The organism is Pseudomonas furukawaii (assembly GCF_002355475.1).
Taxonomy (GTDB): Bacteria; Pseudomonadota; Gammaproteobacteria; order Pseudomonadales; family Pseudomonadaceae; genus Metapseudomonas; species Metapseudomonas furukawaii.
On the sequence record NZ_AP014862.1, the window covers coordinates 3,428,694 to 3,441,941 of the forward strand.

Annotated in this window: 16 protein-coding genes; 2 read left to right on the forward strand and 14 right to left on the reverse strand. The window is 67.7% G+C overall.

Annotated features, from left to right (window positions below):
* Positions 1-4: 4 nt before the first annotated feature.
* From arsJ to KF707C_RS15970, 7 genes are read right to left on the reverse strand one after another with little or no spacing between them, the layout of a single operon-like run.
* Positions 5-1,225: an organoarsenical effux MFS transporter ArsJ gene (gene arsJ / locus KF707C_RS15940; RefSeq protein WP_004420844.1), complete on the reverse strand. Its 1,221-nt coding sequence runs from the start codon at positions 1,223-1,225 to the stop codon at positions 5-7.
* An 18-nt stretch (positions 1,226-1,243) separates the two neighbouring features.
* The gene (locus tag KF707C_RS15945) at positions 1,244-2,248 is read right to left on the reverse strand and encodes an ArsJ-associated glyceraldehyde-3-phosphate dehydrogenase (protein WP_004420842.1); all 1,005 of its coding nucleotides are present in this window, start codon (positions 2,246-2,248) and stop codon (positions 1,244-1,246) included.
* A 31-nt stretch (positions 2,249-2,279) separates the two neighbouring features.
* Positions 2,280-2,996, reverse strand: a complete 717-nt coding sequence (arsH, locus tag KF707C_RS15950; protein WP_004420841.1) for an arsenical resistance protein ArsH — start codon at positions 2,994-2,996, stop codon at positions 2,280-2,282.
* Between the two features lie 4 nt (positions 2,997-3,000).
* Entirely contained in the window at positions 3,001-4,062 is a 1,062-nt protein-coding gene (arsB, locus tag KF707C_RS15955) for an ACR3 family arsenite efflux transporter (protein ID WP_004420839.1), read from the reverse strand.
* Positions 4,063-4,078: 16 nt separating this feature from the next.
* The gene (locus KF707C_RS15960; protein ID WP_004420837.1) at positions 4,079-4,549 is read right to left on the reverse strand and encodes an arsenate reductase ArsC; all 471 of its coding nucleotides are present in this window, start codon (positions 4,547-4,549) and stop codon (positions 4,079-4,081) included.
* Positions 4,550-4,577: 28 nt separating this feature from the next.
* On the reverse strand, positions 4,578-4,934 hold the full coding sequence (locus tag KF707C_RS15965) for a metalloregulator ArsR/SmtB family transcription factor (protein WP_004420835.1): 357 nt from the start codon (positions 4,932-4,934) through the stop codon (positions 4,578-4,580).
* A gap of 7 nt (positions 4,935-4,941) precedes the next feature.
* A complete protein-coding gene (locus KF707C_RS15970) occupies positions 4,942-5,355 on the reverse strand; it encodes an arsenate reductase ArsC (protein WP_036991577.1) in 414 nt (137 codons plus the stop codon).
* A gap of 248 nt (positions 5,356-5,603) precedes the next feature.
* Between KF707C_RS15970 and KF707C_RS15975 the strand changes: the two genes are divergently transcribed.
* Together KF707C_RS15975 and KF707C_RS15980 are read left to right on the forward strand one after the other, a co-directional pair.
* Positions 5,604-5,951 carry an ArsR/SmtB family transcription factor gene (locus KF707C_RS15975; RefSeq protein ID WP_004420831.1) on the forward strand — a complete coding sequence of 116 codons (348 nt, stop codon included), beginning with the start codon at positions 5,604-5,606 and terminating at the stop codon, positions 5,949-5,951.
* A 41-nt stretch (positions 5,952-5,992) separates the two neighbouring features.
* On the forward strand, positions 5,993-7,078 hold the full coding sequence (locus KF707C_RS15980; protein WP_004420829.1) for a flavin-containing monooxygenase: 1,086 nt from the start codon (positions 5,993-5,995) through the stop codon (positions 7,076-7,078).
* 30 nt (positions 7,079-7,108) lie between these two features.
* Here the strand turns inward: KF707C_RS15980 and KF707C_RS15985 are convergent, their stop codons facing one another.
* The 7 genes from KF707C_RS15985 to KF707C_RS16015 are packed head-to-tail and all read right to left on the reverse strand — an operon-like array spanning position 7,109 to position 12,953.
* Complete coding sequence (locus tag KF707C_RS15985; RefSeq protein WP_004420827.1) at positions 7,109-7,825, reverse strand: lipoate--protein ligase family protein; 717 nt, start codon at positions 7,823-7,825, stop codon at positions 7,109-7,111.
* A complete protein-coding gene (locus KF707C_RS15990) occupies positions 7,822-8,526 on the reverse strand; it encodes a 2-oxo acid dehydrogenase subunit E2 (protein ID WP_004420825.1) in 705 nt (234 codons plus the stop codon). The genes KF707C_RS15985 and KF707C_RS15990 overlap by 4 nt, the downstream gene beginning before the upstream one ends.
* Positions 8,527-8,530: 4 nt before the next feature.
* A complete protein-coding gene (locus KF707C_RS15995; protein ID WP_004420823.1) occupies positions 8,531-8,764 on the reverse strand; it encodes a lipoyl domain-containing protein in 234 nt (77 codons plus the stop codon).
* 3 nt (positions 8,765-8,767) lie between these two features.
* The gene (locus KF707C_RS16000) at positions 8,768-9,793 is read right to left on the reverse strand and encodes an alpha-ketoacid dehydrogenase subunit beta (protein ID WP_081608043.1); all 1,026 of its coding nucleotides are present in this window, start codon (positions 9,791-9,793) and stop codon (positions 8,768-8,770) included.
* 15 nt (positions 9,794-9,808) lie between these two features.
* A complete protein-coding gene (locus KF707C_RS16005; RefSeq protein ID WP_004420817.1) occupies positions 9,809-10,798 on the reverse strand; it encodes a thiamine pyrophosphate-dependent dehydrogenase E1 component subunit alpha in 990 nt (329 codons plus the stop codon).
* Positions 10,799-10,810: 12 nt separating this feature from the next.
* A complete protein-coding gene (locus KF707C_RS16010; protein ID WP_004420816.1) occupies positions 10,811-12,391 on the reverse strand; it encodes a GMC family oxidoreductase in 1,581 nt (526 codons plus the stop codon).
* 43 nt (positions 12,392-12,434) lie between these two features.
* Positions 12,435-12,953 (reverse strand): gluconate 2-dehydrogenase subunit 3 family protein, encoded by a 519-nt coding sequence (locus KF707C_RS16015; RefSeq protein WP_004420815.1) that lies wholly within the window; start codon positions 12,951-12,953, stop codon positions 12,435-12,437.
* Positions 12,954-13,248: the final 295 nt, after the last annotated feature.

Here is a 13,248-nt window from a genome sequence, read left to right on the forward strand (position 1 = left end):
GAAGTCATTCGCGGGCTCGGCCAGGCGGCAGCCCCCGGGAGATCAGCGCCGCCGCCAGGACGAAGGCCGTGGAAATCCACAAGCACGCCGCGAGCCCCCAGGCCTGGAAGACCCAGCCGGACAGCAAGGTCCCGATCAGCCGCCCCAGCGCATTGGACATGTAGTAGAAGCCGACATCCAGCGACACCCCGTCCTCCTTGGCGTAGCTGACGATCAGGTAGCTGTGCAGCGACGAGTTCACCGCGAACAGGACGCCGAACAGCATCAGCCCACCCAGCAGCACGACCTGGGTATTCCAGCCTGCGGAAAGGCCAAGGGCAATGGCGGCGGGTAACGCCGCCAACAGACCGGCCCAGATGAATGCAGCACGACCATCGGGTACATGGCCGCGCCGCTTGCCGGTGATGGCCGGCGCGAGCGACTGGACGATGCCGTAGCCGATCACCCAGGCGGCGAGGAAGCCGCCGACGCGCCACACGTCCCAGCCCAGCGCGCTGCTCAGGTACACCGGCAACGCCACCACGAACCAGACGTCGCGGGCGCCGAAGAGGAACAGCCGCGCCGCCGAGAGGATGTTGATGGCGCGGCTCTTGGACAGCAGGTCGCGGAACTTCGGCTTGGCCTTGGCCTTGCCCAGGTCCTGCCTCAGCCATGCCAGGCTGCCCAGCCAGATGAGCGCCAGCACCACCGCCATGGCCAGCACCGCACCGGCGAAGCCCAGCAGGGCCAGCAGGGCGCCGCCGAGGAAAAAGCCCACGCCCTTGAGCGCGTTCTTCGAGCCGGTGAGGATGGCCACCCACTTGTACAGGGTGCCCTGTCGGCTGTCCGGCACCAGGAGCTTGATGGAGCTCTTGGCGCTCATCTTGTTGAGGTCCTTGGCGACGCCCGACAGCGCCTGGGCCCCCATCACCCAGGGAATGGTGAGCCAGGCGGTGGGCACCGTGAGCATCAGCAGGGCGATGACCTGCAGCCCGAGGCCGAGGTTCATGGTGCGGTTCAGCCCCAGCCGCGCGCCAAGGTAGCCACCCACCAGGTTGGTGATGACGCCGAAGACCTCATAGAAGAGGAACAGCGCGGCGATCTGCAGCGGCGTGTAGCCCAGGCCGTGGAAGTGCAGCACCACCAGCATGCGCAGGGCGCCGTCGGTCAGGGTGAAGGCCCAGTAGTTGCCGGTGACCAGCAGGTACTGGCGGACCTCCGTGGAGAGGCCTTGCAGTGCATTCATGTTCGCCGCGCGCCCCCGTCAGTCCGCCAGGCCGACCAGCTTCGCCAGTTCCACCGCGCGGTTGGCATAGCCCCACTCGTTGTCGTACCAGGCGTAGACCTTCACCTGGGTGCCATTGACCACCAGGGTGGAGAGCGCGTCGATGATCGAGGAGCGCGGGTCGGTGCGGTAATCGATGGACACCAGCGGACGCTCCTCATAGCCGAGGATGCCCTTCAGCTCGCCGTCCGCCGCCGCCTTCAGCAGGCGGTTCACCTCTTCCGCCGTGGTGGCGCGCTCCACCTCGAACACGCAGTCGGTCAGCGAGGCGTTGGCCAGGGGCACCCGCACCGCGTGGCCGTTCAGGCGGCCGCGCAGCTCGGGGAAGATCTCCGCGATGGCGGTGGCCGAGCCGGTGGTGGTGGGAATCAGGCTCATCCCCGAGGCGCGGGCGCGGCGCAGGTCCTTGTGGGGCTGGTCGAGGATGCTCTGGGTGTTGGTGAGGTCGTGGATGGTGGTGATGGAGCCGTGGCGGATGCCGAGGTGCTCGTGGATCACCTTGACCACCGGCGCCAGGCAGTTGGTGGTGCAGGAGGCGGCGGTGACGATGCGATGGAGCGCCGGGTCGAAGCGCTGCTGGTTGACCCCCATCACCACGTTGAGGGCGCCCTCCTCCTTCACCGGCGCGCAGACCACCACGCGCTTGACGCCCTGGTCCAGGTAAGCCTGGAGCACGGCGACGGTCTTCATCTTGCCGCTGGCCTCGATCACCAGATCGCAATCCGACCAGTCGGTGTCGGCGATGGCCTTGTTGGCGGTGACCCGGATGCGCTTGCCGTCGATCACCACGCAATCGCCGTCGGCGGCGGCCTCGCGGTGCCAGCGACCATGGACCGAATCGAAGTTGATCAGGTGGGCGTGGGTGGCGGCGTCACCCGCCACGTCATTGATGCGGACGAACTCGAACTCCGGCCAGTCCCAGGCGGCGCGCAGCGCCAGGCGACCGATACGACCGAAACCGTTGATACCGACTTTGATGCTCATGGGCAGGATCTCGCTTGATAGAAGAAGGCGTTCAAAGGGAGCGCTGATTGACGCGACGGGAAAGGGCCTCGGCCGACTCCTTGCGTTCGGAATAGCGGTCCACCAGGTAATCCGAGCGCTCGCGCAGCAACAGGGTGAACTTCACCAGTTCCTCCATCACGTCCACCACGCGGTCGTAGAAGGAAGACGGCTTCATGCGGCCGGCCTCGTCGAACTCCAGGTAGGCCTTGGGCACCGAGGACTGGTTGGGAATGGTGAACATGCGCATCCAGCGCCCCAGCACACGCATCTGGTTCACCGCGTTGAAGGACTGTGAGCCGCCGCAGACCTGCATCAGCGCCAGGGTCTTGCCCTGGGTCGGACGGATCGCCCCCATCGCCAGGGGAATCCAGTCGATCTGCGACTTGAAGACGCCGGTCATGGCGCCATGGCGCTCCGGCGAGCACCAGACCTGGCCTTCGGACCAGAGCACCAGTTCTCGCAGTTCCTGCACCTTGGGGTGGCTGTCCGGGGCGTCGTCCGGCAGCGGCAGCCCGCGCGGATCGAAGATGCGGGCCTCGGCGCCGAAGCGCTCCAGCAGCCGCGCCGCCTCCTGGGTCAGCAGGCGACTGAAGGAGCGCTCGCGGGTCGAGCCGTAGAGCAGCAGGATGCGCGGCTTGTGGGTGGCCGCAAGCGGCGCGCCCAGCCTGTCCAGCGTCGGCAGTTCGAGCAGGTCGGCGTCGAGGTTGGGAATCAGGTCGTCGGTCATGGGGTCACTCCTCGGCAACCTTGGCCCCGGGCAGGTCGAACCAGCGGCGCTTGAGCCACCAGGCGACCCCCACCAGGGAAATGAGTACGGGAACCTCCACCAGCGGCCCGATCACGGTGGCGAAGGCCACCGGGGAGGCCAGGCCGAAGGTGGCGATGGCCACGGCGATGGCCAGTTCGAAGTTGTTGCTGGCGGCGGTGAAGGCCAGCGCGGTGGTTCGCGGGTAGTCGGCCTCCAGCAGCCTGCCCATCCAGAAGCTGATGAAGAACATCACCACGAAATAGAGGGTCAGCGGGATAGCGATGCGCAGCACGTCCAGCGGCAATTGCAGCACGCTGTCGCCCTTGAGGCTGAACATCGCGACTATGGTCAGCAGCAGCGCCACCAGGGTCAGCGGGCTGATGCGGGGGATGAAGCGCTCGCGGTACCAGTCTTCCCCCTTCTTCGCGATCAGCAGCTTGCGGCTGAGGAGACCGGCCAGGAACGGAATGCCCAGGTAGATCAGCACCGACTCGGCGATGTCGAGGAAACCGGTGTCGATCACACTGCCTTCCAGCCCGAACAGCGGCGGCAACACCCCCAGGAAGATCCAGGCGTAGACGCTGAAGAAGAGGATCTGGAACAGGCTGTTGAAGGCCACCAGTCCAGCGACGTACTGGTTGTCGCCCCCGGCGATCTGGTTCCACACCAGCACCATGGCGATGCAACGGGCGAGGCCGATGAGGATCAGCCCGGTCATGTACTCCGGCTTGTCGGCGAGGAACAGCACCGCCAGCGCGAACATCAGCACCGGCCCGATCACCCAGTTCTGCACCAGCGACAGGGCGAGGATGCGCTTGTCGCGGAACACCTCCGGCAACTCCTCGTAGCGCACCTTGGCCAGTGGCGGGTACATCATCAGGATCAGGCCGATGGCGATGGGGACGTTGGTCGAACCGATGGACAGGCTGTCCAGCCAGGCGGGCAGCCCCTCGAACAGGCTGCCGAGCCCGACGCCCAGCGCCATGGCCAGGAAGATCCAGAGGGTCAGGTAGCGATCCAGGAATGCGAGGCGGCTCTTGCTCATGGTGAGGTCTCCAGGTTCAGAGGGTGCCGATCAGGGCCAGCTCCGCCCTGAGCTGCTCGCTGCCCATGGTCCCCAATGGCAGGGCCAGAAAGGCCTGAACCCGGGTACTGATCCGATCGAGGGTGGCGTCGAAGGCGGCCTCGATTTCCTCGGGGCTGCCCCTGTACTCGGAAGGATCGGCCAGCCCCCAATGGGCCTTCACGGCCGGACCGAAGAACACCGGGCACGCCTCGCCAGCGGCCTTGTCGCAGACGGTGATGACGAAGTCGGGCGCCAGGTCCTGGTGTTCATCGCTGGACTTGCTGTAGAGACCGTCGGTGGCGATTCCAGCGCGGGCAAGGGTTTTCAGGCTGAGCGGATGCACCTCGCCCTTCGGCTGGCTGCCGGCGCTGTAGGCCCTGATACCGGCCGGCGCCAGGTGGTTGAACACGGCTTCGGAAAGAATGCTGCGGCAGCTGTTGGCCGTGCAGAGGAACAGAACGTTCATGGGCAATCCTTGGGCATCGACGGGCGCTTCAGCAACAGGCGGCGGCACGCTCGGGGCGGTCACCCATCCCTTCGAGGCGCTTCGAATCGGGGCTGAGCCAGTGGCGATTGGCGTCCAGTGCAGTTTCCAGCACCTGCACCACCCAGTTCGGCAGGTTCGGGTGCAGGCGGTAGTAGACCCACTGCCCCTGCCGACGATCCGCCAGCAGGCCGCAGGTGCGCAGCTGCGCCAGGTGGCGGGAAATCTTCGGCTGGCTCTCGTCCAGCGCGCAGGTCAGCTCGCAGACGCACAGTTCCGCCTCACGGGTGATGAGCAGCATCAGGCGGATGCGGGTCTCATCGGCCAGGCATTTGAAGACGGTGGTGGGGGTCAGATGGTCGGTCATGGCAGCCTCAATGCCTGGTTTTCACCAGCATGAACATCTTGATGCGCTCATGGATCTCCTGGACGCAGTGGCGGAAGGCATCGGGCCGCTCGCTGGTCACCGGATCCTCGAAGTGCCAGGCCAGCACCTCGCCGGCACCGGGCAATGCCTGGCATTCCAGGGCCGACTTGTCGCACAGGGTGATGACGTAGTCGAAGCGCTCGCCGGCGAACTCGTCGATGGACTTGCTGCGCAGGCCATAGGCATCGATTCCCAGGTGCCGCAGTTCCGCCAGGGCGCGCGCGTCGACTTCTCCCGGAGCCGTTCCGGCGCTGAAGGCCTCGAAACGCTCTCCGCCGCTATGGCGAAGCAAGGCTTCGGCGAACTGGGAGCGGGCGGCATTGGCGACGCAAACGAACAACACGCGGATCTTGGGAGTCATGGCCATTCTCTTGGATAGATATGGTTTGGCGAATATATGGAGAATCGAATATTAAGTAAAGCAACCCGGGCAGGCCGCTTCAGTGGAGCACTGCGTCGCCGGCCAGCCGGACGCATTCCTTGAGCAGCCCGCCGCGAACTCATCTGGCAGACCGTATATTCGAATATCGCCATGAACCTGAGATGACAGCGCCTGCGTCGTCTGAGCGGGCCTTTACATGTGCACGAGTACGCACCTATATTCGCCACATGACAACGCCCATCCTCTCCCGATCCCAGGCCATCGAAGCGGCCATCGAATCCCTGGACGGCACCTTCTTCAAGGCCCTCTGCGAACCGTCCCGCGTGGCGGTGCTCAAGCGCGTCATGCAGCTTGGCCGCGCGGATGTCAGTGAAATCGCCGCAGGTCTGCCGCAGGAGCGCTCCGTCATATCCCGCCATCTCCAGGTGCTGCTGGATGCCCAAATCGTCCGGGCGACCCGGTCCGGGCGACAGGTGTTCTACGAGGTGGACGGCGCCGCCATAGTCGCGCGCCTGGAAACCATCCTCCAGCACACCCGGAGCGCTGCCGCGCTGTGCTGCCCCGGCGGGGCCTGAGTGCTTTTTTCTCACCTGAATACATGCATGAGTACGCACATATGAATACCAATCAGTCCATGCAGGACGTGATCGTCATCGGTGCGGGACAGGCCGGATTGGCGTGCGGCTGGCACCTGCAACGCCTCGGCCTTGGCTTCCTCATCCTGGATGGACAGACCCGTCCCGGCGGCAACTGGCGCAACTATTACGACAGCCTGAAACTCTTCTCGCCGGCCGCCTATTCCTCCCTGCCCGGCCTGCCCTTCCCCGGTTCGCCCGCGCACTACCCGAGCCGGGACGAGGTCGTGGACTACCTGGAGGCGTACGCGAGCCGGTTCCAGCTGCCCATCCAGGCGGACACCGAGGTCCGCCAGGTACTGCGCTCGGGGGACGGATTCGAGCTGAGGTCGGCGACAGGAGGACGCTTTCACGCAAGGGCCGTCATCGTCGCCTCCGGCGGGTTCAGCCGCCCGTACCTGCCGGCGATCCCGGGGCTCGACGGCTTCCGGGGCCACCAGCTGCACAGCGCCGACTACCGGAACGTCTCGCCCTTCCGGGGACAGCGGGTGGTGGTGGTCGGCGCGGCCAACTCGGCCGTGCAGATCGCCCACGAACTGGCCCAGGTCGCCGAGACCACGCTGGCGACCCGCGAGGCGATCCGCTTCGTGCCCCAGCGCATGCTGGGCATCGACTTCCATGCCTGGCTGAAGTGGACGGGCCTGGAGAAGACCCGTTGGCTGAACGACCAGAGCACACCCGTCCTGGATGACGGCACCTACCGCAACGCCCTGCGTACCGGCCTGCTACGCCGAAACCCCATGTTCACCGCCGTGACGCCGGCCGGTGTGCTGTGGCCCGGTGGACAGCATGAGGCCGTCGACAGCCTGATCTTCGCCACGGGTTATCGCCCGAACCTGCCGTTCCTCGATGGCCTGCCGGTTCTGGGCCTCGATGGCCAGGTCATCCAGCGGCACGGCGTGGCCCTCGAAGTGCCCGGCCTGTACTTCGTGGGGCTGCCCCGACAACGCAACTTCGCGTCCGCGACCCTTCGCGGCGTCGGGCCGGACGCCGAGCATATCCTCGGGCCACTGAGGCATCACCTGGGCCTGCCCGACGCACCTCGGATGGCGAGCCTGCGTTCCTGATCAAGGCCCCGGCGCCCCGCCGGGCTTCGGTCAGGCGGCGACGTCGCAGGGGGGGCCGGAGCGCCGCCAGCCCCGCCCGAACAGGGAAGCAAGCCCCTCCACCCGGGACCAGGGCGCGCTGAGCCATTCTTCCAGGGCCACATGGCTGTCGGCCCGGCAGCGCGTGTCCAGGCCGCAGCCCTGATAGAAGCGATTGACCACCTCGACCATCGCCTCACGCTCGTCCTCCATGAGGAGGGCACCATGCACCAGCACCACCAGGCGCCCGTCGCCGGTACGCCGCCAGCGCTGGGCCGTCCCCACCAGCTTGCGCCGTCCCAGGGTGACGTTGAAGCGGCCGTCGCAGAAGGCCCCGGGCACCTCCCCCAGCCCGGGCACCAGGCCGAATCCGCGCAACCAGTCGCAGAGGGGCTCGCACAGTCGCAGGTAAGCGGCCTCGATGCGCTCCCGCTCGCCCTCCTCCGGTGGCAGCGCCACCGCCAGCGCGACGTTCAGCACCGCCGGCGACTGGGGCACCGGCTCGCCGCCTGTGTCCCGCAGCGCCACGGGCCAGCCCAGGGCGCCGCAGTCGGCTTCGGCCGCGAGGAAACCCGGCAGGCGCGCCAGTCGCCGGGGCATGACCAGCGCGCGATCCGTGGGGCGCCAGCACAGCAGCGCCCCGTCCACCTCGCCGGCATGCACCCGCGCCAGCAGCTGCCGCTCGGCCTCCAGGCCCGCCTCGACGCCGAGGCGCCGGGGCGCGCTCATGGCGCACCTCCCGCCTCGATGCAGGCGCACAGGGCGTCGAGGAAATCCGCCGCCGGCGCGCCGTTCACGGCGCGGTGGTCGAAGGTCAGCGACAGCGCGAGGTACTCGCGCTCCAGCAGCTCGCCGGCGGCGTCGCGTTCCAGTCGGCGCTGCACGCCGCCGATGCCGATGATGGCGACCTGGGGCACGTTGAGGATCGGCGTGAAGAAGCGCACCCGCGACAGCCCCAGGTTGGACACCGTCACCGTGGCGCCGGTCAGCTCGCGCACCGACAGCTTGCCCGCCTGAGCCTTGGCCAACAGCGCGCGGCGGGCCTCGGCCAGGCCCTCCGCGTCGAGCCGGTCGGCGTCGAACAGCGCCGGCGCCACCAGCAGGTCGTCGGGCAGCGGGATGGCCAGCCCCAGGTGCACCGCCGGGTGGCGGGTGATCTGGTTGTCCTCCAGGGTGGCGTTGAGCGCCGGGTGCGCCTTGAGGGTGGCGACCACGGCGTGCAGCAGCAGGTCCTGCAGGGAAGCCTGGGCCCCGGCCGCCTTGAGGGCGGCGCGGCGTGCCTGCAGCGCCCCCAGCTCGCACTCGGCGTGGTGGGTGAGCTGCGCGGCGGTCTGCAGGCTCTCGCTCATCTTCGCCGCGATCATCTTGCGCATGCCCTTGAGCGGCAGCGTCACCGGGCCGGTCGCGACCGGCGCTTGCATCTGGCCCATGGGCTCACTCCACCCGGGCGATGGTCGCGCCCTTGGCGACCACCGCGTCTTCGTCTTCTAGGATGCGCAGCACGCCGCTGGCCGGCGCCTCGATCTCGAACTGCGCCTTCTCGGACATGATCTCGGCCACCAGGTCGCCCTGGGCGACCTCCGCGCCGTCGCTGACCAGCCAGGAAGTGATCACGGCTTCGGCATCGCCTTCCCAGAGGTCATCGGCAATCAGGATGGGGGTGGACATGGCTTACTCCTCGTTTTTCAGGGTCTGGTAGGCGGCGACTATCTTCGCCGCGCTGGGCAACGCCCACTGCTCCATGGGCGGGGTGAAGGGAATCGGGATGTCCGGGAAGGCCACGCGCTGGGGGCTGGCCTTGAGCAGGCGGACGTCGTGCTCGACGACGCTGGCGATCACCTCGCCGCTGACGCCGAAGCTGTGGTAGTCCTCGTCGATGACGATCAGGCGGCCGGTCTTCTTCACCGAGGCGATGACGTGCTCGCGGTCCAGCGGCACCAGGCTGCGCAGGTCGATGACCTCGGCGCTGACACCCTGCCGCTCCAGCTGCTGGGCGGCGCGCAGGGCGTGGTGAACGCCGGCGCCCAGGCTCACCAGGGTGACGTCGCGCCCTTCGCGCACGGTCTTCGCCTTGCCGATCTCGATGACGTAGGGCTCCTCCGGCACCGCGACGGTGGCGCCCTTCTCGGTGCCCAGCCAGCCCATGCCCTGCAGGGACTTGTGGAAGAGGTAGACCACCGGGTTGTCGTCGCGGATGGCGGCGGTCATCAGGCCCTTGGCGTCATGGGCGTTGCTCGGCACCACCACCTTCATGCCCGGCAGGTGGGCGAAGGTGCCGTAGAGGCACTGGGAGTGCTGGCCGGCGTCGGAATAGCCGGCGCCGGTGGAGGCCATCAGCACCATGGGCACCTTCACCCGTCCGCCGGAGAAGTAGGTGTTCTTCGCCATCAGGTTGTAGATGGCGTCCATGCAGACGCCGAAGAAGTCGACGAACATCAGCTCGACGATGGGCCGCATGCCGTCGGAGGCGGCGCCCACGGCGGCGCCGATGAAGGCGGTTTCGGAAATCGGCGTGTCGCGCACCCGCTCCCCGCCGAATTCCTCGTACAGGCCCCGGGTATTGCCGAAGACCCCGCCGAGCTGGCCGATGTCCTCGCCCATGACGAAGACCCTCGGGTCCAGGCGCATTTCCTGGGCCACCGCCTCGGCCATGGCGCGGGCGATGGTGAGTTTGCGTTCTTTTACTGACGTGCTCATCACGGCGATTCCTGTTCAGACGAAAACGAAGTCCAGCGCCTCTTCAGGCGCCGGGTAGGCACTGTCGCGGGCGAACTGCACGGCGGCGTCGACGCGGCCCCGGGCGACTTCCTCGAGGCCGGCCAGGACGGAATCGTCGGCCACGCCCAGGTCCAGCAGGCGCTGGCGGTAGGCCGGGATCGGGTCCTTTTCCTGCAACGCGGCCTTCTCGCCGGCGGGGCGGTAGGTCTCGCCGTCGCCCATGAAGTGGCCGGCCAGGCGCGAGGTTTCCAGCTCCAGCAGGCTCGGTCCTTCGCCGGCCCGGGCCCGGGCGATGGCCTCGCCGGCCGCGGCGAAGATCGCCTCCGGGTCGTTGCCGGGCACGAAGACGCCGGGCATGCCGTAGGCGGCGGCGCGCACGGTGTTGCGCTCGATGGCGGTGGACGCGGCCTTGGCCACCGAGATGCCCCAGGCGTTGTCCTCGATCACGAAGACCACCGGCAGCTTCCACAGGGCCGCCAGGTTCAGGGCCTCGTGGAAGGCGCCCTGGTTGGCCGCGCCCTCGCCCAGGTAGGCGACCGCGACCCCCGGCTTGCCCTGCAGTTGCCGCGACAGCGCGGCGCCGACGGCCGGGCCCAGGCCCTGGGCGATGATCCCCGAGCAGGCGAAGTTCACCCGCTCGTCGAACAGGTGCATATGACCGCCCCGGCCACCGGCGAGCCCGGTCTTCTTGCCGAAGATCTCGGCCACCATTTCGTCGAGGTCCACCCCCTTGGCCACGGCGATGTGGTGCGGTCGGTGGGTGGCGGTGACGATGTCACCGGCTTCCAGGTGGGCGCAGACGCCCACTGCGCAGGGCTCCTGGCCGTTGGACAGGTGCATCTCCCCGGGAATGGGCCCGTTGGCCATGTTGAAGACCGGGGTCTTGCCTTCCATGTAGATGCGTTCGATGGACTCCTCCAGGTAACGGCTGACGAGCATCTGCTCGAACATCCAGAGGCGCTGGGCGTTGGTGGGTGCAGTCATGGGATCGGCTCCTCAGAGGGCGCGCTGGTTGATCAGCGAGCCGATGTGCTCGGCCTGGCGCAGGGCCAGGGCGACGATGGTCAGGGTCGGGTTCTGCCCGCCGCTGGTGGTGAACTGGCTGCCGTCGGAAACGAACAGGTTGGGGATGTCATGGCTCTGCCCCCACTTGTTCACCACGCCGTCGGCGGCCTTGGCGCTCATGCGGTTGGTGCCCATGTTGTGGCTGGCCGGGTAGGACGGCAGGCGGATCACCTCGGTGGCGCCGACCGCCTCGTAGCACTTGCGGGTCTGGGCCACGCCGTGGTCGCGCATGGCGACGTCGTAGGGGTGGTCGTCCTTGTGCACCACCGGGACCGGCAGGCCGTACTGGTCCTTCTCGGTGCCGTGCAGGGTGATGCGGTTGCTCTCCATGGGCAGGTCCTCGCCGCACAGCCAGACCCCGGACATATGGTCGTAGCGCTCCATGCGCGAAGCGAAGCCCCGGCCCCAGCCCTGGGGCGTCGGGTCGAGGAAGGCGGACATGAAGGGCAGGCCGAGGGAGAGGATCTCCAGCCGGTAGCCGCCGACGAAGCCCCGCGAGGTGTCGTTGTAGGACTCGTCGGAGATGATCCCCGCGCAGGTGGTGCCGCGGTACATGTGCACCGGCTTGGGCATCACCGCGTAGATGCCGGCGGTGGTGTGGCACATATAGTTGCGCCCCACCTGGCCGGAGGAGTTGGCCAGGCCGTCCTTGAACATCGACGACTCGGAGTTGAGCAGCAGGCGCGGCGACTCGATGGAGTTGCCGGCCACGCACACCACGCGAGCCTTCTGCCGCTGCTGGCGACCCTCGGCGTCGGCGTAGACCACACCGGTGACGCGGCCACGGGCGTCGTGCTCGATGCGCAGGGCCATGCTCTGCGGCCGCACCTCGCAACGGCCGGTGGCCTCGGCGCGGGGGATGTCGGTGTAGAGGGTCGACCACTTGGCGCCGATGCGGCAGCCCTGCATGCAGAAGCCGATCTGCATGCAGCCCGGGCGTCCGTCGTAGGGCTGGGTGTTGATCGCCATCGGCCCGGACTGGATCTCCTTGTAGCCGAGGCGCTGGGCGCCGGTGGCCAGCACCTTGAAGGAGTTGTGCCACTGGTGGTACGGCATGCCGGTGCTGGGGCCGGTCACGCCCATGTGGCGCTCGGCCCTCACGTACCAGGGCTCCATCTCCGCGTAGGTCACCGGCCAGTCGAGCAGGTTGGCGCCCTTGATGTCGCCGTTCTCGGTGCGCATGCGGAACTCGAAGTCGCGAAAGCGCAGGGCCACGCCGGCCCAGTGCACCGAACTGCCGCCCACCGCCTTGACGATCCAGGCGGGCAGGTTCGGGTGGTTGCGGGCCACGTCCCAGCCCCCGGTGGCGATGCGTTTGTCGAGCCAGGAGATCTTGTTGAACATGGCCCATTCATCGTTCTCGATGTCGCTCATCTCGTAGCGCTTGCCGGCCTCCAGCACCACCACGCGGATGCCCTGGCGCGCCAGGGCGTGGGCCAGGGTGCCGCCGCCGGCGCCGGAACCGATGATGACGACGACATCGCCGTCGTCCTGGGAGAATTTCGATGCCATGAAGTCAGCCCTCGTTCTTGCTGTTGTTGTCGGGTCGCACGGCTCAGAGCCAGTCGATGTCGTTGAAACCACGGGACAGGTAGCCGCCCTTCTCCACCGACGAGCCCTCGTAGCCGAACAGCGGGAACAGGGTCTTGTTGTCGTAGAGGCCGAACATCAGGGCGCTGCGGGTTTCGCGGAAGAAGGGCGTGGTCTCCACCTCCCGCAGCAGCGCGACCCGGTCGTCCTCGCTGGCGATGTCTTCGTAGGCGCGGCCATGGACGGCCCGCGCCCGCGCCTGAAGCGCCTCGAGGCCGTCCCGCACCAGCGCCGGCTGCTTGTCCAGCAGCTCGAACAGCGACTTGGCGTAGGGCGCATCGCCCAGGCGGTCGTGGGGATAGATGTCGCGGCCCATGCGCAGCAGGCCGGCCGGCAGCTTCGGCAGCACCTCGTCGGCGATGGCGGTGACGGGAATGAGGGAGCTGGTCACGGCGCTGGCGCCGAGGATCAGGGCGGATTGGCCCGACAGGCTGAGGAAGCGCCTGCGGCTGAGCGCGGTGCCCATGGGCGATGAGTCATGCATGGCAGAACTCCAGGCTGGTGCCGGACCGCTCGGCAAGGTGGGAGCCTGGCGGTCCGGCGTTCATTGTTATCGTCGCGGAGCCTTGTTCGGCCCCTCGCCAACCTGGGGAGCAGCTTGCGTGCCAAGCCCTCCATAAACTCTCAAGTCGTTGTTTTATAGGGATTTTTATTCAGAAGCGCAGCGCAGCGGGCCACGCATGCTGTAAAGCGCGGGCGTTACAGCTGTAAGGCGGGTGTCCGGGGGTTTACAGGTGGGATGAGCGCAATGGAAGCCGCGAAAGGCGTGAACGGCCCAC

Excerpts from the sequence above, each read along its gene's own strand:
- arsJ (WP_004420844.1), bottom strand. The coding sequence starts at position 1,225 with ATGAATGCACTGCAAGGCCTCTCCACGGAGGTCCGCCAGTACCTGCTG.
- KF707C_RS15945 (WP_004420842.1), bottom strand. The coding sequence starts at position 2,248 with ATGAGCATCAAAGTCGGTATCAACGGTTTCGGTCGTATCGGTCGCCTG.
- arsH (WP_004420841.1), bottom strand. The coding sequence starts at position 2,996 with ATGACCGACGACCTGATTCCCAACCTCGACGCCGACCTGCTCGAACTG.
- arsB (WP_004420839.1), bottom strand. The coding sequence starts at position 4,062 with ATGAGCAAGAGCCGCCTCGCATTCCTGGATCGCTACCTGACCCTCTGG.
- KF707C_RS15960 (WP_004420837.1), bottom strand. The coding sequence starts at position 4,549 with ATGAACGTTCTGTTCCTCTGCACGGCCAACAGCTGCCGCAGCATTCTT.
- KF707C_RS15965 (WP_004420835.1), bottom strand. The coding sequence starts at position 4,934 with ATGACCGACCATCTGACCCCCACCACCGTCTTCAAATGCCTGGCCGAT.
- KF707C_RS15970 (WP_036991577.1), bottom strand. The coding sequence starts at position 5,355 with ATGACTCCCAAGATCCGCGTGTTGTTCGTTTGCGTCGCCAATGCCGCC.
- KF707C_RS15975 (WP_004420831.1), top strand. The coding sequence starts at position 5,604 with ATGACAACGCCCATCCTCTCCCGATCCCAGGCCATCGAAGCGGCCATC.
- KF707C_RS15980 (WP_004420829.1), top strand. The coding sequence starts at position 5,993 with ATGAATACCAATCAGTCCATGCAGGACGTGATCGTCATCGGTGCGGGA.
- KF707C_RS15985 (WP_004420827.1), bottom strand. The coding sequence starts at position 7,825 with ATGAGCGCGCCCCGGCGCCTCGGCGTCGAGGCGGGCCTGGAGGCCGAG.
- KF707C_RS15990 (WP_004420825.1), bottom strand. The coding sequence starts at position 8,526 with ATGGGCCAGATGCAAGCGCCGGTCGCGACCGGCCCGGTGACGCTGCCG.
- KF707C_RS15995 (WP_004420823.1), bottom strand. The coding sequence starts at position 8,764 with ATGTCCACCCCCATCCTGATTGCCGATGACCTCTGGGAAGGCGATGCC.
- KF707C_RS16000 (WP_081608043.1), bottom strand. The coding sequence starts at position 9,793 with ATGAGCACGTCAGTAAAAGAACGCAAACTCACCATCGCCCGCGCCATG.
- KF707C_RS16005 (WP_004420817.1), bottom strand. The coding sequence starts at position 10,798 with ATGACTGCACCCACCAACGCCCAGCGCCTCTGGATGTTCGAGCAGATG.
- KF707C_RS16010 (WP_004420816.1), bottom strand. The coding sequence starts at position 12,391 with ATGGCATCGAAATTCTCCCAGGACGACGGCGATGTCGTCGTCATCATC.
- KF707C_RS16015 (WP_004420815.1), bottom strand. The coding sequence starts at position 12,953 with ATGCATGACTCATCGCCCATGGGCACCGCGCTCAGCCGCAGGCGCTTC.